Raw genomic sequence first — 20296 nt, 5'->3', positions numbered from 1 at the left:
TCAACCTTAATTAAAGTTTGCCCACCCACTCATACCGGGTAACAAATTCTCCGCATTCCCGGTGATAACGCCAATCACCGGAATGGTCTGGCTGACAGGGTCGATTTGCGCACCTGTACGCTTTATTTTTGCCGGGAAGGTCTGCCCCAACTCATCAATCGTCACCTGGAATGTGGCACCGGCGTTTAAGCGCGGTAGCCATTTTGACGGCACCAGCATACGTAACTCCAAATCCTGGGTTGCCACAATATCGAGAACCGGTGCGCCTGGGGTCATATACTGCCAGGCGGCGGCATGTCGCTTTGAAACACGCCCATCAAAAGGTGCTGTGATCGTGCATTTTGAGACCAGCGTTTGCATATAGCTGACATCCGCCGCCGCCTCATCAAGCTTTCCTTTTGCCTGGGTCAACTCCAGGGTGCCGACAGAATTGTATTTCGCCAGTTGATTATTCACTTTCAGCAACTGACTGGCGGCCTCCTGCACGGCCTGCGCCTTACGCAGTTGCGCGCGATAGGTCGCACAATCGAACTCAATCAGTGTCTGCCCCTGTCGAAAGCTGTCGCCTTCCGATACTTTGAGTGCGGCGATACGCGCCGCGACTTCGCCGGAGAGCGTTACCGCATGGGGAGAGAGCAGTTCGACACGAATCCCGCCATCACTACTGCCTGACGGCGTACTCTCCGGCGTCGGCGATGAGCCGGTCGTTGCGCCAACCGCGCTGGCGCTCAGGACGCCCGCCATCAACCACAGCGCGTATTTTTTCATTGTTTATCGCCTGCCATTTGCTTAGTTACGCGAGCTGTAACACCTTTAAAGGCTTGATCCAATGAGGCAATATCATATCCCCGCGTATCTTCCGGCAAAGGATCAAGCCCAAGGCTGGCCCCCATTTGTCCGTAGGCGTTTTGTAATGCGCCATAGGACTGATAGAGACGTAATGATGAATAGACCGCGTTAGCATCAGCCAGAATACCCTGCAAACGTGCCGATGCGCCGCTCTCTACCGCATGGCGTGTCTGCTCGTAAATCGTTTGATCAACCGTATTCAACTGGCGTTCCAGTTCAAACTGTTTGGTTTTACCTTCATAATCCAGCCAGGCGATATTCACCTGAGTCAGCACCGCCATGCTCAACGCCAGGCGCTGGGCATCGTTGACTTGTTTTTCCGCCTCAGCCGCTTTGGTAATCGGTCCGGCATTAAACAGATTGAGCAGGTTCCAGCTCACACGTAACCCGGCATATCCCCAGGCATTGTTTGTCAGGAATTTATTACTGTCATAGCTTTGCCCAACGCTCAACTCAATACCCGGTAATAGTTTGGCGATCGCTTTACGGGTTTCCAGGGCACTGATGCGCTGGCTGTAATTCGCTTCCACCATTTCAGGACGGTTAAGCAGAGCGATATCTTCCATCTTGTCGACGGGGATACCCAATTTAGGTACTGGCATATCATCAGATACCGCGACACTGAAATCGAGCCCAGGGGAAATGTTCATTAATGCTGCCAGCCGTGGTTTTGCCTGAGCCAGCGCGCTGCGCACCGCCGTTAGCTGGCGAATAACATCCAATAACTGACGCTGATAATTCAGGGCTTCCAGTGGGGAACGCAGTTTTAAGCTTTCGACCTCCCTGGCATCTTCCAGCGCGGACTGAGCCTGAGCAAGAAGGGTATCGATTCGCCCTTGTAGCTGCTGCGCACCTGCTGCCTGCCACCATGCTTCGCGCACTTGCTGAACCAACTGTTGCCCTACCCGGCGTTTACGTTGTTCCAGAATCAAAACGCGGTCAGCCTGTTGCTGCGCGGTGTAATAACTCACGCCAAAATCCAGCACGTTCCAGCTCAGGCTTAAATCCGCCATACGGTCCTGTTTTTCGGTTGAGATAGACGGAGCAAGGGATTGTTCGCCAGTGGCGATATTTTGCGATGAAGAGGCGTTGTCTTTATCCCTGGCGGTATAACCGGCAGAGGCGGCAAGTTTGGGTAACATATCCAGATTCGCCACATCCAACTGACGTTGTCCCATGGCCTCTTCCATGAGCTTGACGCGGTAATCCATATTGTATTTCAGCGCCCGGGCCATGGCATTTTCCAGAGTGACCGGCGCTGATATTTTTTCCTGGCTGCCAAACAGCGTTTGTTTATCGGCGGCGGCGGTGGCCTGCCGCTCTTGCAGGCTCACAGGATGCGGTTTGACCATACACCCTGACAGCAGCAGAGTTACCGCGACAGGGAGAAGGACAAACCGGCCTGGATGACGTTGTGCGGATAACGTACCTTGCATGCTACCATCCTTAATATATCAATTGATTTTAGTTATAAAAAACAGCGCATTAGATATTGGTTAAACATTACACCTGTTTTTCAGGCGTCATCAGTCGCCCTGCAAAAACGGTCTTTTGAGCAGCGATTTGTTGATCCAGACCGGGCTTGCCCGGTGATGCCTGAATACCTGCCGAGGAGGTGGCTTCCCGCGGCCCGGCGACTTTCAGCTCCAGATGGCTGGTGCCTGAATGTCCTTGTTTATCCACCACCCGAATTTCAATAGAGACGGGTTGCTTCCATCCGGCGGGTGGCTGTCCGGAAAAACGCCCGGTTGCTGGATCGAATTTAATCCATGAAGGCAGCGGCATACCGTTACTTTGGCGCACGGTCACCGATAAGTTCGCCATAGATTCACGGGTTAAAATCGTGCCTGCCGGGAGTGAAACGCTAAAGCTTTGGCCGGACACAACGCCTACACTGCCGACATCCGCCCGCACTTCAAGGGCTGCAGTCGGTCTACTGGTAATAGAACCAATATAAGAAGGCGATGCCGTACCGCCCGGAACCGCAAACTCACCAAAGACTGGGGTAACGGAGAGGGTTAACGGTAAGGTTGCGTTTCCTGTTGCCAGCAAACTGTCCCCGGTCAAATTTAACGCTGGCGTACTGATGCCGTTGAGCGCTGTTAAAACAATATTGGGCGAGATGGAAGAAGGAGCAGCCTCCTGAAACAGGCCTTTCATTGAACCGCTGAGCGGCGACTGCAGTGCTATCGCTGGCGCCGAATTCCCCGGCACCACTGGCGATACGGTAGACGGTGTTGTCGGCGTCACAGGTGTAACAGCAGGCGCGACCTGATACACCGGAACGCTGGCCTGCGAGCCTGACAACGTGTTCCCCGCGATGTCTTTAATAGTGCTATCCACAAAACCCAGGGTGACGGTGCCAGTGCCCTGGACACTTAATACAGCCTGCCATGTCGTGGCGTTGACCTGAGTAACCGAAACGATATTCGCCTGGACATTGCCCGTGACCAGCGCCTGCAACTCACTCGCGGATAAAGTCTGAACAGGTTTCGTGAAGGAGATGTTATACCCGACCTGCCCCTGAGCCCCTGTAAGCGTATTCTGCGCGGTAACTGCCTGCACCTGAGGTGCGGTGGTGTCCACCGTAAAGGTTGCAAACGCCGTCGCGGCACTGACATTACCCGCGGTATCTGTCGCGGTGGCACTGACCGTATGCGCGCCGTCGATCAGCGGAGTCGCGACGTTGTACTGCCAGACGCCGTTGCCGTCCGCGGTGGTGGTACCGACAGCCGCTCCGTCGATATAAACCGTCACCAGGCTGCCCGCGGTGGCTGCCCCCGTCAGGGTCGGCTGATTATTTCCGGTCACCCCGTCACTGGCGCTGGCGCCGGTATCGGTGGCTGCGGTCAGCGCAATACCAGTCGGGACTGCCGGGGCGGCGGTGTCCACCGTAAAGATCCAGGGCGTTGCCGCGGCACTGACGTTACCGGCGGTATCCGTCGCGGTGGCACTGATCGTATGCGCGCCATCGGCCAGGGGGGCCGCAACGTTATACTGCCAGGCCCCGTTGCCGTCCGCGGTGGTGGTGCCGACAGCCGTCCCGTCGATATAGACGGTCACCAGGCTGCCCGCGGTGGCTGCCCCCGTGAGGGTCGGCTGATTATTAGCGGTCACCCCGTCACTGCCGCTCGCCCCGGTATCGGTGGCTGCGGTCAGCGCAATCCCTGTCGGGACTGCCGGGGCGGCGGTATCCACCGTAAAGGTCCGGGGCGTTGCCGCGGCACTGACGTTACCGGCGGTATCTGTGGCGGTGGCGCGTACCGTATGTGGACCGTCCGGCAATAACCCAGCGAGGTTATACTGCCAGACCCCGCTGCCGTCCGCGGTGGTGGTGCCGACCGCCGTTCCGTCGATATAGACCGTCACCAGGCTGCCCGCGGTGGCCGCCCCCGTCAGGGTCGGCTGATTATTACCGGTCACCCCGTCACTGGCGCTGGCGCCGGTATCGGTGGCTGCGGTCAGCGTAATGCCTGTCGGTACTGCCGGGGCGGCGGTGTCCACCGTAAAGGTCCGGGGGGTTGCCGCGGCACTGACGTTACCGGCGGTATCCGTCGCGGTGGCGCTGACCGTATGCGCGCCGTCGATCAGCGGAGTCGCAACGTTGTACTGCCAGACCCCGTTGCCGTCCGCGGTGGTGGTGCCGACCGCCGTTCCGTCGATATAGACCGTCACCAAGCTGCCCGCGGTGGCTGCTCCCGTGAGGGTCGGCTGGTTATTAGCGGTTATCCCGTCACTGGCGCTCGCCCCGGTATCGGTGGCTGCGGTCAGCGCAATCCCTGTCGGGATCGCCGGGGCGGTGGTGTCCACCGTAAAGCTCCGGGGGGTTGCCGCGGCACTGACGTTACCGGCGGTATCCGTCGCGGTGGCGCTGACCGTATGCGCGCCGTCGATCAGGGGAGCCGCAACGTTATACTGCCAGACCCCGCTGCCGTCCGCGGTGGTGGTGCCGACCGCCGTTCCGTCGATATAGACCGTCACCAGGCTGCCCGCGGTGGCTGCTCCCGTGAGGGTCGGCTGGTTATTAGCGGTTATCCCGTCACTGGCGCTCGCCCCGGTATCGGTGGCTGCGGTCAGCGCAATACCAGTCGGGACTGCCGGGGCGGCGGTGTCCACCGTAAAGAGCCAGGGCGTGGTCGCGGCACTGACGTTACCGGCGGTATCTGTCGCGGTGGCGCGTACCGTATGTGGACCGTCCGGCAATAACCCAGCGAGGTTATACTGCCAGACCCCGCTGCCGTCCGCGGTGGTGGTACCGACAGCAGAACCATCGATATAGACCGTCACCAGGCTGCCCGCGGTGGCTGCCCCCGTGAGGGTCGGCTGGGGATTATTGGTCACCCCGTCACTGGCGCTCGCCCCGGTATCGGTGGCTGCGGTCAGCGCAATCCCTGTAGGGACTGCCGGGGCGGCGGTGTCCACCGTAAAGATCCAGGGCGTTGCCGCGGCACTGACGTTACCGGCGGTATCTGTGGCGGTGGCGCGTACCGTATGTGGACCGTCCGGCAATAACCCAGCGAGGTTATACTGCCAGACCCCGCTGCCGTCCGCGGTGGTGGTGCCGACAGCAGAACCATCGATATAGACCGTCACCAGGCTGCCCGCGGTGGCTGCCCCCGTGAACGTCGGCTGGGGATTATTGGTCACCCCGTCACTGGCGCTGGCGCCGGTATCGGTGGCTGCAGTGAGCGCAATCCCTGTCGGGACTGCCGGGGCGGTGGTGTCAATCACTACCGACGCGTTAGCGGAAACCACACTGTTCACGCTACCGAGCGTAGCCATCGCGCTAACCGCATGGCTACCTTCACTCAACGCACTGGAAGGGGTAAATGACCAGGCGCCACTGCCATCCGCCGTTGTGGTGCCCACTGAAACAGCATCGACATACACAGTCACGGTACTTCCCGCCTGGGCCGTGCCGATAAACGTTGGCTGTGCATTGCGGGTTATGCCATCAGAAGCGCTGCTCCCCGTATCGCTGGCGGCCGTGATCCCGGTGACAGAGGGTACGGGAATGGACATAGCGATAGAGCGCGTTACGGTCGCACTGTTTTTGATTCCATCGTTCACCGTAATACTGATAACCCGGGTTGCTGTATTGGGCGTGGTGGCCCCATCAGCCCAGGTCACCGCCCGTAATGCCGACTGCCACTGGCTAAGGGTCGCGGTAGCGCCAGCAGACGTCAGCGTTAATACTCCCGTGCCACCATTATAGCTGGCAACGATATTGCCAAATGTCGCGCTGTTGGTATTGGTAAAGGCCAGTACATCCTCTGCGGAGTGGAAGTTGCCGGTAATGGCGACGGTAGCGCTGGAAAACGTGGCGTTATCCAGGTCTGATAATGTCAGGCCGCTGTCCACCGCAATGGGCGTACCAGGGCTTCCCAAGGGATACGTGGTGCCAGGGCCAGATGTTGTTGCAATAGGGCTTTGATCCGTACTGGCAACCGTCACGTTTCGTGTCGCAGCGGTACTGGTTTTCGTGCCATCGTTGACACTAAAGCTGATGGTTCTTGTCGCGGTATTAGGGGTGATTGCCGTATCCGTCCAGGTCACGGACCGCAATGCAGCCTGCCACTGGCTAAGGGTCGCGGTAGCGCCAGCAGAGGTCAGCGTTAATACCCCCGTGCCGCTATTATAACTGGCGACGATATTGCCAAATGTCGTGCCGCTGGTATTGGTAAAGGCCAGTACATCCTCTGCGGAGTGGAAGTTGCCGGTAATGGCGACGGTAGCGCTGGCAAGTGTGGTGTTATCGATATCGGAGATCGTGAGAGCGCTGTCGATGACAACGGGCGTCGAGGGGGTGTTATCGCCGGCGGTAAAAGCAACACTGCCGCCACTGGTCGTCAGTATCGGCGTCTGATCTGTCGCGGTAACGGTTATCTGCCGTGTCGCTACAGCGCTGTTTTTCGTCCCGTCATTAACGGTAAAGCCCACCGTCCGGGTCGCCGTGTTGGGTGTCACCGCTAAATCTGTCCAGGTAACCGCCCGTAATGCCGCCTGCCACTGGGCGACTGTTGCCGTCGCCCCGCCTGACGATAAGGTCAATATACCGGTCGCGCTATTATAACTGCCGACAATATTGCCATATATCCCGGCATTATTATTGGTGAATGCGAGCGCATCCTCACCGCTATGGAAATTGCCGGTAATAGCCACGGTTGCCGAAGCGAATGTCGTATTGTCCAGGTCTGCTAAGGTCAGGCCGTTATCAACAACCACTGGTGTCGGCGCGGTATTATCACCAGCGGTAAAGGCTGCGCTGCCGCCGCTGGTGCTCACTATCGGTGTCTGATCGACAGCCGTTACCGTGACTGTCCGGGTGGCGACCGGGCTGCTGTTGCTGTTGCCATCTGTGACCTGGAAACTGATAGTACGGGTAGCCGAATTGGGTGTCACGGCGGTATCCGTCCAGGTGACCGCTCGCATTGCCGCCTGCCACTGCGCAATCGTCGCCGTCGCGCCACTGGAGGTCAGTGTCAAAACACCGGTTGCCGCATTATAGGAAGCGACGATATTGCCATAGGTTGTCGTGTTGGTATTGGTGAATGACAGAACATCTTCACCACTATGAAAATTCGAGGAAATGGATACCGTGCCGGACGCCAGCGTGCTGCTGGCATGATCAACAATACTCAGCCCACTATCGATAACCACTGGTGTTGAAACGCTATTATCCCCGGAGGTAAAAGCGGCGCTGCCGCCGCTGGTGGTAACCAGGGCATTATTGTTCATGGCAATGGTGACACTGGATGCACTGCTGGTCTGCCCGCGGCCATCATTCACCACCACTTGTATTGTACGGTTTCCCGTTGTCGGCGTGGTGGCGCTATTGTAATAGGTCAGGGCACCAACCAGTGTCGAGACACGACTGGCTGTCGCATTCGCGTTAAAGGTAATACTCAGATTATCGCCGTTTATCCCATCACCGTTGGTGGCAATACTCCCGATAGCGACACCGCCAACAGAGATAACACTGCCTGCGGTCGTGCCATTACTGGCGGTCACCGTACCACTGGTATCGATACCCAGAACATCTTCTGTGCTATGGCCATTAGCGGTGATTTGTACTGTCAGATTTCCGCCATTGAAACTGGTCGTATCGCTATCAGTGACCGTTGCAGCGGTTCCGCTGTCCAGATGCACTGCCGTCCCGCCTGCATAAAATGTCCCGCTATCGCCATTAAGATTGCTGATAACAGGCGCGACGTCCGCAGCAACGGTGACGATACGCGTTACGGTGTTACTGGTATTACTGGAAGCATCGGTAATGGTAAAAGAGAGTGTTCGGGAACTGGTACCTGGCGACAGAGAGCTGTCCTGATAGGTCACCGCTTTCAGCGCTGCCTGCCACTGCGCTGTCGTAGCCGTGCTGCCAGAAGAGGTTAATGTCAGCAGGCCCGTTGCACTGTTATAAGAACCGATAATATTGCCGTACGTCGTGGCATTAGTATTACTAAAGGCCAGCACATCTTCGCCACTGTGAAAGTTTCCGGTGATGGCAATTGTCGCGCTGGTCAGCGTAGAGGCGGCGGTATCGGTTAGCGTGATACCGCTATCGATGGCAACAGCGTTTCCAGTACCGCTGCTGTATGCTGTGCTACCACCACTTGTCGTTAATACCGGGCCGGGGAAATGGAAGTTAGTGGCATTAATCGCGCCAATACCAATTAAGCCTGTAATAGTATGACCATTTGCCGCCGTAACGCGAAAGGAATCAATGTCCTGAAAAGCAGAATTAGATGAGACATTGAATGTGACAAGATTGCCACTGTTGTATATGTCATTAACATTCAATGTTAACGAGGCGCCGCTGACCGCAGAACCATTCAGATAGCCGGTTAATGTAACCGTTCCCCCGCTAAAACCGGAATCATAGCCATTAACCACCACGCCAATAGAATTCAGCGTAAACAAAGAACCATCATTGGATTTTACCGAAAAATAGGTGATTTGCTTTAAGCCATCGCTCAAAGCATCGACGGTTTCCACTGTACTGGAACCATCTTTTTCCACAATAATCATTTCGTTCGCACCATCAGATGGTGAATTCATCTGCATGGTAAAGTCCCAGCCCATGTAATTAGGCGCCGTTATCGATGACTGGCCATTGGGGATGACCGTTAAAGAGCCATCAAGGGAATCAAAGAACGTTGTTCCTGACGTAGGACGAGTAAGGAGGCCGTCATAGCCCACTAAATCCAGGGCCGCGACATGTAACTTATCGGTGCTGTATTCCAGGGTCCAGTTACCGCCCAATGCTGCGGCACCAGTGGGATCCGTAGAACCCGCGACGGCATGTTGTGTGTCCTTAGCCAAAGCGCCAATCAATGCGGCACCGTCACTGCCCTGCGCAATACTACAGCCATACAATAAAATATCGCCATCGGCGCTCAGTGCCTGGCCGATGGTCGCCAGTTCACTTTCGTAATTCGCTATATTGGCGCTGTTCAGCGCTACCGTTCCCAGCATCAGGTCATTCTTTTCACCATGTGAAAGAATATGCATCGCACTGTAACCACTATGGGTACTGGCCCAGGCGGCGATTTGCGCCAGACCATCTTTTGAACTGTCCAACACGACCACTTCATAACCGGACGGTAATTGATTGATCAGAGATTGATAATCCTTCACATCCGACTCCACAAATACGACCTGTGGCCCACTGGCACTGCTCGTGCCGGATACAACGCTGGCACCGGAGGTTTTACTGGTGTCCTGTGTTGTTGTGTTGGATGCAGAAGACGTTGAACTGGATGTTACGGCAGTGGTGCCAGATGTGGTTTTGCTGGTTTCGGCTGTTGTGGCCGCCGCCGGGGTGGTGTCCGTATGCGCCACACTCACGGATGCTGTGGTATGCGATGCCGTATCGGTGTGAGTGGCATCAGCGGTCGCGGTAGTTGCGCTGACGGCAACACCATCAAACATCATTCTGGGCTCCAGCGCCTGCAGCAACAAGCGCCGGGGTTCAGGGGCTGCCGTTGAATTAATGATCGTTTTTTTTCCAGAAAAGACTTTCCACCACGACATAATCACTCCCCTTAGGCCCGAAGGTATTTGTCTTAAAAACCCGCAACACGATCCTATCGGCAGCTAAAAAATTTACTTTACTCTTACATTTTTTTACCAATCGGCAGAAAAGCACATAAAAATAGTGGGAATCAGGTGGTTAGCTTTCTTAAAAAAAATTAAAAGAGAGAAATCCGTCACATATTTCTTTCAATGTAACGACTGTGTTACGAGGGGAATGTCTACAACACGCTAAACGCTGGCCCCGCACCGGGGCCAGCTTCCATCACACTTTTTCAATACAAGCTGGTAGTCCCTGACGCACGGACGACCCGGTTACCCAGTCAAGCCAGGGGCCGGGCACCTTGCGCGTGGGATCGGCAAAGCCCAAATCGTTGAGATTGACGCCGGATGCTATCTGGCTTTTATGCGCCAGAGGCTCACCGTCAAGCCAGTGCTGACGCGCCCCCATCTCCGTATGCCCATACCCATGTTCCATAGCAATCACACCCGGCATCACGCCTGAGAGCAAACTCACCCGCGCCTCCACACTGCCTCCCGGCGTCGTTATCTTTGCCTTGTCGCCATGCTGTAACCCAAAGCGTTTGCCATCGTCGGGGTGAATAGCCACCAGCCCCATCGGCTTAACGTGATGCAGCCGTTCAACAACTGTCGTGGAGCTACTCATCAGGTTTGATTTAAAAGACATCAGTTTCATCGGCCATTTTATCTGCGGGAAGACCTCCTCCAGCGCCCGTCCATCGGACAACCGCGCGGGATACCAGGTCGGGCAGCCGCTGAATCGCTCGCCAGTCATGGCATATTTAAAGGCCGCCACCTGGGCGTTCCAGATCTGCAGCGGCCTGGCCCATTCACCGCCGACCATCCCCTCTTTACGCCCTGAGGCATCGGGCGCAAAACGCCCTCCCCGGCTGTAAAGAAAGGCAACGGGCAATGCCTCTTCTGATTTCAACGTACGCTTTATTGTCGGAAATATGCGCTCAACGCCGGACAGCGCCACATCCTGCTCGCCAGCCGGCGGCAGCGGTTTCTGCCCGGCAAAAGCAATATTGGCCGCCACGCGCAGGTAGTAGTCCTCCGCGCGATTCAGGTCATGCATCACCCCCTGAGCATCCGGTATCGCTTTCTCGCCAAATCCCGGCAACTGCATCCGTTTAGCCACCGCAATACAGAAGGATTCCATGGATACCGGGTCACCCTGTAGCGTCCTGGCGGTCGCGGGAGCGACAACAGGCCAGCGCGCCGTTGCGGTTTTACTCGCCACGCCCCCCCACGGAGCGCTGAATCCCCAGCTTTCAAAGTTATGGGTATCCGGCACGATATAATCCGCCAGCGCAGTGGTCTCATTCATAAAAGCATCGATGGCGATAAACAGCGGCAGACGTTGCGGATCTTTTAGCCGCTCTTCAATGACCGTGCGCAGACCGGGTACGCCGTACAGCGGATTGGTCATATTCGAAATCCACGCTTTTAATGGATAGGGATAGCCCTCCAGCGCGGAGGGTAAAAGTTCCGTCAGTTGCCCGGCAACAAACGGGTACCACGGCGCACTGGCGGGCCACGGCGACTGACCGACGGCCACTTTTGCCTGATACTCATCGGATTTGGCGTAGTCGGCTTTACTGCGAGCGATATTGAGCCCTTTGGGCGCGATCTTGCCGGGAAATTGTTCGATGTTGTAGCACGGCCCGTTAATCTCGCCGTTGAATTTCCCCCCACCGACAAATACGCCGCCACTCAGACTCATATTGCCCAGCAGCACATTGAGCATCATCACCGCCCAGGCATTATAAAAACCGTTGCCGGACATCATCCCGCCATGGGTCACCACCGCCGCCTTACGCCCGTGATCGGTAAACGCTTTCGCCAGCGCATGAATCTGTTTAACCGGCACGCCGCATTCCATGCTGTATTGCTCCAGCGTGAAACGGTGGGCCGATTCAGTCAGGCATTGAAAGCTACTTTTCACCGTAACCGTAGCGCCATCGTGCAGCGTGACCGCCTGCGATACCCGTAACGTCCCGCAATCGCACTGGCTGACGGGTACCAGCTCTCCCGCCTCGTTCACCACCAGCGGTTCATCAGCCTGCCCGTCGCCGCCATTGAGATGGGATACGCTCAGGTGCTGTCCGCTCAGCGGATGGTTTTCATCGGTAATAACCAGCCAGGTGGCATTGCTCCAGCTTTTTTCTCCGGCGCGCGTCATCGCTTCCCGGCTGGTCAGCATCAGGTACGCGGCAACATAGCGTTCGTTATCAATAATCCAGCGGATCATAGCCATCGCCAGCGCAGAATCAGTCCCCGGTTTTATCGGCAACCAGTGACCATGGTCATCAGCCAGTACCGTGGTCAGGGGCAGCGCGGGAGACACCACAACGTAGTTAAAGCTTTTACGCAAGCGGGCGCTGGCAAGCTGTCTCGCCTGGCGTTTGAAGGGATTCCCGGATTGTGCGGGAGATGTCCCCATAAACAGCGCAAACTCGACGTTTTCCCAATCGGGTTTAACGTGGGGATTTTTATCCAGATCGCCCATCAGCGCACCGGAACCGGCGCGATAAGAGAGTCCACAGTAGGCACCGTGCGCGCCAAAGTTCTTTGAGCCAAAACTGTTCAGCGCAAAACGGCGCAGGAAGCCATCCCTGCCTTCATCGCTGGTGTTGGTAACCAGCAACTGGTTGGCCTTCGGGCCATAGGCGGGATGTTTCGCATCAACGGGCGTGTTGAGATCGCGAATGGTACGCAGCCCGTCGACGTGGCCTTCGCCAAACAGGTTACCGCCCTCCACCACCTCTTTAATCAGTTGCTCAAAGCTGATGCGCTGCCACTTGCCTTCCCCGCGCTTTCCGGCGCGTTTCATCGGCGTAAGGATACGCAGCGGGCTGTGCAGGCTCTCCAACAGAGTGGCGCCGCGCGCACAGGCGGTGGAGCGGGACTCAAGCCCGCTTTCCCCCGCCATCTTTTGCAGCGCTTCGGAAAACGGCATCATGCTGTCAAAAGGCGTCTCGTGTGACAGCGGGTGCCATGGGTTTCCGGCGATGCGTAAGACTTTATTCTCTGCTCTGTTCACTCGCACGCGAATGCCGCATAGCGTCCAGCATCCAAAACACTGGGTCATGGAGACCGCCTGATCGGGGTTACTCTGCCAGCCGCTGTGCGCGCTACCTTCCGGAACAAGAGCGTTACCGTGGATCCTGTCCCGCGTCACCTTCCCGGACGTGCCATTGACCAGCCCGTCCACGGCCCGTTTTGCAACCTCACGATAGCTCAAACCGAACGCGGCAAAGCCCCCCACGGCGACCCCAATTTTTAGCCATTGACGGCGGGATAATTCAGACATGACGAAACCTCCTTGAAAGCCAGTTGACGCATTCCCTGATGGTTATCATGAGGGCGAACCACAGCCCAAAGGTGCCGATAATGGCCAGCAGACCATCGGTCCCAGGGGGAAGGTGGTAGTCGTTAATCAGGGCGTTGTATTTCGGGACCGTTTGCCCGCCAATCAGCAGCGCCCAGCGCAACGTCCAGCACAGTGCCGCCACCAGCAGCGTGCTCGCCAGTGTCAGCGATAACGGAAAGTCGTAGCGGTTCGCAGCGAGCGCCAGCACCAGCACGACGCCCCACAGTGTCATCATCACCAGCATGTAAAAACGAATATCTGTGCCAAGCCGCCACTGCTGGCGCAGGGCCTCGCCCGACAACGTATCCCCCAGCAGCCATAGCAGCGCCACGGCCCCGAGCAGCAGTAGCGTTACCACCTGCCCTTTCGCCAGTAATTTGCCGCAATAGCGATGCTTATGCAGGGCCAGGCTGAGTATCGCCAGCAGCGCACTCATCGCACTCACGAACATCACCAGCGGATACCCATAGCTGAACCACATCGGTCTGGCCTGCACGACAGAAACTTCGCGTCCGGTATAGAGCAGCAAGCCGACCGCCGTCAGCGCCGCGGCGAGAGCTATCCAGCGCATCAACGGTGTAAAGCGTTCCGTGACCACGCGCAGATGGAAAAGCAAAAACCACAGCCCAACAAACACGGTAAACAGCGGCAAAAACAGCGCGCCCCAGGGCATCCATGACCAGGGTGTCGGCCAGGCATAAAAGTGCCAGAAACGGGCGGTCTGATGCAGATCGGCGGTCAACGCCAGCGGCGCGGCAATCCCGCAGGTTAAAGCGAGGAACAGGCAAACTCGCTCGAACGCTTCGCGATACCGATGCTGAGACCAGCGTGCCGCGCAGGCCAGCAGCACCGCGCACGAGGCAATACCAATAAAGAAAAAATACTGTACGGCCCAGGGAAGCCAGGTAATGTCCTGCGGCTGAGCCAGCACCTCATCAATGATCATGGGTGACATATTTCCACCTCCTGCCAGAGCGCGGGCTGTGCACGCCCCTGCAACGGGGAGACAAAGGCGTCGTCGAGCCCCAGATAAAAGACGTGCGGGTGGGTGTTATTCTCCGGCTTGAGGACTTTTATCGCGTCCCGGTGCGCCGCCAGCAGCGTGCTGATCGTACTGTTGGGATCGTGTAAATCGCCAATAATCCGCGCGCCACCCACGCAGGATTCCACACAGGCAGGGAGCAGCCCGACCTCCAGTCGGTGTGCGCAAAAGGTGCATTTATCCGCCGTTTGGGTCGTGTGATTAATAAAGCGGGCATCATACGGGCAGGCCTGCACACAGTAGGCACATCCCACGCAGCGGGTGTTGTCGATAACCACAATCCCGTCCTTGCGTTGAAAGGTGGCCTGCACCGGGCAAACCGGCACACAGGGCGGATCGTCACAGTGGTTACACAGACGCGGCAGCAGCACGTTGGTCACCTCGTCGCTGTCGGCGAGCTTCACCTGATACTGGTTAACCGTGGTGCGGAAAGCCCCCTGCGGGGTCTGGTTTTCTATGGTGCAGCTCACCGTGCAGGACTGGCAGCCAATGCAACGGCGCAAATCAATAAGCATGGCGTAACGCTGCTTGTCGGAGCCTTCGTGCCGTTCAGGCTTTAATGAGAGACTCGCCTGCGCCAGCGGTATCAGTGATGCCCCGGCGGTGACAACACCCAATTGCTGCAAAAAATGTCGCTTACTGATGTCCATAGTGACCTCCAGTCAGTGCGCGGCTAAGGAAAAGATTAGGGATGGAATTACCTAACCAAATGTGATTAGTTACAGTCTAAAAATCCCGCCGGGTCGCCCTCTATTGTGGTTAACCACATAAACGAAGCGGGCTTGATCTACCGCAAACGAAAAGGGGCATTTGTCGCATGGATCGCATCGCAAAAATCCTGTTGTGCCTGTTCATCGTCGGGTATAGCGCCCCTCTTCTCGCCGCTGACTGGACCATCGGCATCCTGGCATTGCGCGGTGAAGCGGCAACTCAACGTCACTGGCAGCCGCTTATCGACTCGCTTAACGACACCGTACCGGATGCCCATTTTCGGCTACTCCCCCTTGATCTCAACGCGATGCGCGAGGCGGTAAACGCAGGAAGCGTCCAGTTTGTCATCACCAATCAGGCGCAGTTTGTGCAGCTAAATAGCCACTATCATTTGCGCTGGCTGGCATCGCTACGATCCGGGAAAGGGGCCGCCGGGGAGAGCATGGCCACCGGCAGCGCTATTCTGGTTCGCCGTGATAGCCCCATCACCCACGCGCGGGATCTGGCCGGACACACCCTGGGCGCAGTCGATGCGCAGGCCTTTGGCGGCTATCTGCTCGGTTACCGTGAACTGCTGGATGCGGGGTTACGTGTGGACGATCAGGTGAAGGTGAGATTTTTGGGCTTTCCTGCCGATGCGCTGCTCTATTTGCTGCGCGAAGATGCCATTCAGGCTGCCATCGTTCCCGTGTGCCTGTTGGAAGACATGGACGCGGAAGGTCTTATTGCGAAAAACGCCTTTCGGGTTCTGCTCCAAAAACCGTCCGCATCTCCCTGCCTGACCAGTACCGCACTCTATCCTGACTGGTCGTTCGCTGCCCTGCCCGGCGTGGGTGACCGGGTTGCCGATGCCGTCGCAAAGGCGTTGCTGACGGCACCCCAGAGTGATACCTGGCACTGGGGCGCTCCTGCCTCAACCAGCGATACCGAAGCCCTGCTTCGCGGACTTAACCGCCACCCGGAGCAGCAGCGGATCGGGCAAACCCTGCTCGCCTGGCTGAGCCAGCACAGGCTAATGCTTGGGCTGATCCTTGTGCTGGGCGTGCTGTTCGTTGCCAATTATGGTTGGGTGATGGTACTGGTAAACCGGCGCGGTAAAGCGCTCGAGCAGGCAAACGCCCGGTTGCGCGCCCAACAGCAGACGCTGGAGCAGGCCCGACAGATGAGCGTACTGGGTGAGATGGCCTCCGGTTTTGCGCACGAGCTTAACCAGCCGCTATCGGCAATCCGCATGTATGCGCAGGGAGGGCTTAATTATCTCCCACAGCCGGAAAAGAGAGAGGCCGTAGAAGAGGCGCTACACCACATCGATACTCAGGCCGAACGCTGTGGACTTATCATCAAACATTTACGGGAATGGGCGAGTCCGCAGCAGCAAAGTGAAAATACGCCCTGTGATGTCGCAGATACGCTCCGACATGTGCTCAGGCTTTTGCAGCTTGATAAAGCATCACCCGACCTGCTCGTTGAGATAAACATCAAGCGCCCCATGCCGCTTTCTCTGCCACCGGTCCTGCTGGAGCAGGTGCTGGCAAATATCATTTTGAATGCGGTCCAGGCAGGCGCCACACGCCTTTGGGTAACGGAGGAACATGTCGGTCAACAGCAGCAGATTACGCTACTGGACAACGCGGGCGGCCTGTCAGCGGAACAGATCTCGACGCTGTTTCGCCCTTTTCACTCCACCAAAAAAGGGGGGATGGGGCTGGGACTCGTTATTTGCCAGCGCCTTCTGCGCAGCGTCAATGGTGAGATTAGTGTGAATAATCACAGCGCCCCGGATGGGCGTTATGGTTTACTCGTGGCCCTGACCTTTCCGACAGACCAATAACACAGAAGATTTAAATGATTCATTTAGTGGATGATGACGAAGCGGTGACCCACTCATGCTCTTTTTTACTGGAAAGCCTGGGATACACCGTTCAGTGCTGGAACCAAAGTGAGCGCTTTCTGCACGAAGCAGCGCTTAAAGATACGGGCGTCGCGCTATTGGATATGCGGATGCCTGGTATGGACGGGCATCGCCTGTTTCAGGCCATGCGTCACGATAACAGCACCCTTGCCGTTATTTTCCTGACAGGCCATGGCGATATCCCAATGGCGGTAAAAGAGATCCAGTCGGGTGCCGTCGATTTTTTACAAAAACCTGTCGCGCTTGATGCCCTAAAAGAGGCCATCAGTAAAGGCTACGAACACTCTGCGCGTCTGGCTAAAATACAGGAGCTTAAACAGCGTTACGGCCAACTGACCCCCAAAGAAAAAGCCGTGGCCCATTATGTAGCCGTAGGCATGATGAATAAAGATATCGCGTCGCAGATGAATATTGCATTGCGCACGGTGGAAGTTCACCGCTCACGAGTTATGGAAAAAATGGACGCCAGAACAATGGCAGAACTGATCATGCAAATGAATAGCATTGATCTGTCAGGTGATAAGTTAAGTAGGGGATAAAATTGTCGAGATTTTTACCAACTCCCTGTCGGCATAATAGAACTCATTTCTCAGATAGCTTTTGCCCAGCGAGGTAGCCAGTAAACTTTTCACACGCTCTCAGGCGGAACGAGTGTTGTATTCATTATCAGATTCACCGGATGCGCCATGTGACGTCCTCGTTAATACGATAACCCCGTATTTTTACTGGCAGAAAAATCGCAAACGACCAGCAAATTCTGGGGCTTAGAATCGAAGATGACGCAGCACCTGAACAGCCCCGTTTAGATAAATTTCTGGGCCGCGGTCATAATGTCATCCGATGAAAGCTGTCGGTCAGTGGCGACACGAATCTCCAGATGATCACCAGTGAGTGAGTGAACGCCTGCGTGCATAATATTTAGGGTCGCTTTCTCGCCGTTAGGGTATTCACAATCAACGGTCTTATCGCTGGCATTTCTGTCAACAGCTTTGACGGGCTGAGCGTTGAAAAAAACCAAAACTTTTGATGTCATAAGTCGGTCCTTAATTGATTACGTGAGGCAGGCGAAATATCTATGCGATATGCGTTGCTGTGATATTTCTGACAAGCGGCACAGGATGCATTGTCGCTAAATTGTAACGTTCATTGGTTACCATTATGGTTTTGCAAAAAATACATTTTGCGCCATATGGATTAGTTTCTGTTACATCAAAATGCGAAACACGATATTGCGAGCCGTGACATTTTGGACAACGAAGATGAATATTAGAAATAGTGAAAGTGTCCTTAAAGTACTACTACATTAACAGCGGAAGGGCCTTTCGGACCGTTTTCGACTGAGAATTCAACTTCTTGATTTTCTTCAAGCGTTTTAAATTCATTACTTTGAATAGCAGAGAAATGCACGAATACATCTTTGCTACCATCTTTTGGAGTGATAAAACCAAAACCTTTTTCAGGGTTGAACCACTTTACGTTACCTGTCGTTTTTGAAGACATAATTTTTTACCTATATAAATAAATGTAAGCCTTTCGGCATGCAGGGTCCGATTACAGAATAATCGCATAACTTTCAATGAAGACTCAAAAAGAGATATCTAAGGATACTTAAAATGAGGGCAAAAAATGGAATGCTTTGGACTGGTCTGTGTATCAAACCGACAACTCATTAAGGCATGTCATATCCTATTATGCAAGTTTTATTTTCCTGGTCCATTCTCCCCCGTTACGTTCGCAAGCATTCATTTAATGTTGTCATCCCCGGCGGCTCGTTTCTGATGCTGGTGCGCAATCATGTCCTTTAACGTCAGGACAGGCGACGCCTTGAGATAAAGGCTTTAACAAAGTGTCGTGACCAGAGTAGCGAATATCCCCTCTTAGGGGGATCGAAAATGATTATGGGCAACGCGCGCCCGGATAGTGTATGGTTACAGCCCATTTATCAGGAAAGACCCTATGCCACAACGCAAAGATTCAAAAAATAATCGCAACTATCTCGTCAAATGTACCTGCCCTCACTGCACCAAACAGTCAGAACATAGTTTTACGCGAGTCCAGAAAGGCTTGTCATTGATGTGCCCTCATTGCAGTAAACTTTACAATCAAGACAAAACGGCCTTTGCTTAAGCCCGGTGTATGACCCGAAAATAAAGCGGGCTCAGAAAAATTTATAACACTTAAGTATTAATTTCGTACGAATCTCTCCCGTCTGGCTTTTTTTAACAGACGGGCTCGACTGGTGTAATTCCCCCTTCCCTCTCAAAAAAACATTGCTTAATCAAACGCTTTCCAGAGGAATTATCTTAATTTCTTTCGTGTACAAACTGTAACAAAATAAGCGCAACAGTTAACTGACAACTGCTATAAATATTACCAGGATGGCAAATATAGAGCACAGAAATAAGGAGTAAAGATGAAAGTCAAACTAACAGCCCGATTTATGGCCAGGGTGCATTTATTTTTGGCGTTAATTTGGGCAGTGCTGACAATCCCAACATTGTTATGGTGGAAAAACAGTATACTCTGGGTTTCACTGATGAGTATTTACGCCATCGTCATTTCACACCTTGCAGCCTATAGTGCCGCACACGCCGAAAAAGCCGCCAGTCAGGCATTGAATGAAAGTGGCGAAGCGAATAAAAAAATACATGCGAAAAATACAGAGGCCGCAGAACAATAATCACCCGGAATTCACCTCGCCTGCTTTGCAGGTGAGGACAGATTAACCAGGCGCAGTAATGCAGGGTTTAGATTCAATCTGACATAGCATCAAAAAAACACATTGCAGGAAAGAACGTATATTATATTTCGTCACCCTGTCGGGGTAACGTCACTCTTCTGATAATACCCCACCCGGTCGGCTTCCCAACCAGAATCAGGCGGCACATAGCTTTTTAGAGATGCATTTACTCAGAAAATCAATGTATTACTCATCCTTTTTTTTGAGCAGAGGTACTCTATTCATACTGATAATGCTGTGAAGGCGGGATGCCATTTTATTTTTCTCTTCTTGCGAAACTTCGGTGCAACACTCCGCCAGTTCCTGCCAGAGGAACAGCGCCCCCTCTGCCATCGTGTACCATGTAGCGGCCACTCGACCGTACTCGGGGTCACATTCCCGGATGGCCTTGTCCATCATAAGATTCAACACACTTTCGGTATGATCAGTTATCACATCAAGCCGCATAATTTATCTCTCCACGATACATTATGTATGGGATAGCGTAACCGTATAAGATTGTTAAAATTATTAATATACTACTGAATAATATATTTTCGGAATAAGCTTAAATTCTGATTTTTGAGACGAAGTGCAAAAGAATACTATACCGCATTTGCTACCAAATTAACT

At 54.8% G+C, this 20296-nt stretch carries 14 protein-coding genes; 4 read left to right on the top strand and 10 right to left on the bottom strand.

Annotated elements, in window-relative coordinates; all coding sequences use genetic code 11:
• Positions 1–6 precede the first annotated feature (6 nt).
• From ABU190_RS01160 to ttrB, 6 genes are all read right to left on the bottom strand, one after another.
• Entirely contained in the window at positions 7–768 is a 762-nt protein-coding gene (locus tag ABU190_RS01160) for an efflux RND transporter periplasmic adaptor subunit (RefSeq protein WP_039079821.1), read from the bottom strand.
• On the bottom strand, positions 765–2285 hold the full coding sequence (locus ABU190_RS01155) for a TolC family protein (protein WP_354690147.1): 1521 nt from the start codon (positions 2283–2285) through the stop codon (positions 765–767). The genes ABU190_RS01160 and ABU190_RS01155 overlap by 4 nt, the downstream gene beginning before the upstream one ends.
• Positions 2286–2352: 67 nt before the next feature.
• Entirely contained in the window at positions 2353–9882 is a 7530-nt protein-coding gene (locus ABU190_RS01150; protein ID WP_354690146.1) for an Ig-like domain-containing protein, read from the bottom strand.
• Between the two features lie 265 nt (positions 9883–10147).
• Positions 10148–13219: a tetrathionate reductase subunit TtrA gene (gene ttrA / locus ABU190_RS01145; protein WP_354690145.1), complete on the bottom strand. Its 3072-nt coding sequence runs from the start codon at positions 13217–13219 to the stop codon at positions 10148–10150.
• A complete protein-coding gene (gene ttrC / locus ABU190_RS01140) occupies positions 13212–14234 on the bottom strand; it encodes a tetrathionate reductase subunit TtrC (RefSeq protein WP_354690144.1) in 1023 nt (340 codons plus the stop codon). The genes ttrA and ttrC overlap by 8 nt, the downstream gene beginning before the upstream one ends.
• Positions 14222–14971, bottom strand: coding sequence for a tetrathionate reductase subunit TtrB (gene ttrB / locus ABU190_RS01135; protein WP_107224728.1), 750 nt, complete (start codon positions 14969–14971; stop codon positions 14222–14224). The genes ttrC and ttrB overlap by 13 nt, the downstream gene beginning before the upstream one ends.
• A gap of 167 nt (positions 14972–15138) precedes the next feature.
• On the opposite strand from ttrB, the gene ttrS reads away from it, so the two are divergent.
• On the top strand, positions 15139–16863 hold the full coding sequence (gene ttrS, locus ABU190_RS01130) for a tetrathionate respiration histidine kinase TtrS (protein WP_354690143.1): 1725 nt from the start codon (positions 15139–15141) through the stop codon (positions 16861–16863).
• A gap of 14 nt (positions 16864–16877) precedes the next feature.
• Complete coding sequence (gene ttrR, locus ABU190_RS01125) at positions 16878–17483, top strand: tetrathionate respiration response regulator TtrR (RefSeq protein WP_354690142.1); 606 nt, start codon at positions 16878–16880, stop codon at positions 17481–17483.
• 263 nt (positions 17484–17746) lie between these two features.
• On the opposite strand, the gene ABU190_RS01120 is transcribed toward ttrR, so the two are convergent.
• The 3 genes from ABU190_RS01120 to ABU190_RS01110 are packed head-to-tail and all read right to left on the bottom strand — an operon-like array spanning position 17747 to position 18444.
• Positions 17747–17977 carry a hypothetical protein gene (locus ABU190_RS01120; RefSeq protein WP_354690141.1) on the bottom strand — a complete coding sequence of 77 codons (231 nt, stop codon included), beginning with the start codon at positions 17975–17977 and terminating at the stop codon, positions 17747–17749.
• 40 nt (positions 17978–18017) lie between these two features.
• Entirely contained in the window at positions 18018–18218 is a 201-nt protein-coding gene (locus ABU190_RS01115; RefSeq protein ID WP_354690415.1) for a cold-shock protein, read from the bottom strand.
• Between the two features lie 13 nt (positions 18219–18231).
• Positions 18232–18444, bottom strand: a complete 213-nt coding sequence (locus ABU190_RS01110) for a cold-shock protein (RefSeq protein ID WP_039079815.1) — start codon at positions 18442–18444, stop codon at positions 18232–18234.
• 456 nt (positions 18445–18900) lie between these two features.
• On the opposite strand from ABU190_RS01110, the gene ABU190_RS01105 reads away from it, so the two are divergent.
• Entirely contained in the window at positions 18901–19071 is a 171-nt protein-coding gene (locus tag ABU190_RS01105; RefSeq protein WP_222556294.1) for a YnfU family zinc-binding protein, read from the top strand.
• A gap of 286 nt (positions 19072–19357) precedes the next feature.
• Entirely contained in the window at positions 19358–19624 is a 267-nt protein-coding gene (locus tag ABU190_RS01100; RefSeq protein WP_271850082.1) for a monooxygenase, read from the top strand.
• A gap of 246 nt (positions 19625–19870) precedes the next feature.
• Here the strand turns inward: ABU190_RS01100 and ABU190_RS01095 are convergent, their stop codons facing one another.
• Positions 19871–20131 (bottom strand): hypothetical protein, encoded by a 261-nt coding sequence (locus tag ABU190_RS01095; protein WP_039079813.1) that lies wholly within the window; start codon positions 20129–20131, stop codon positions 19871–19873.
• Between the last annotated feature and the right edge of the window lie 165 nt (positions 20132–20296).

The sequence above is a fragment of the Phytobacter sp. RSE-02 genome, from assembly GCF_040578655.1.
In the GTDB taxonomy this organism is placed as follows: Bacteria; Pseudomonadota; Gammaproteobacteria; order Enterobacterales; family Enterobacteriaceae; genus Phytobacter; species Phytobacter diazotrophicus.
This window is presented reverse-complemented; position numbering and strand designations above follow the sequence as displayed.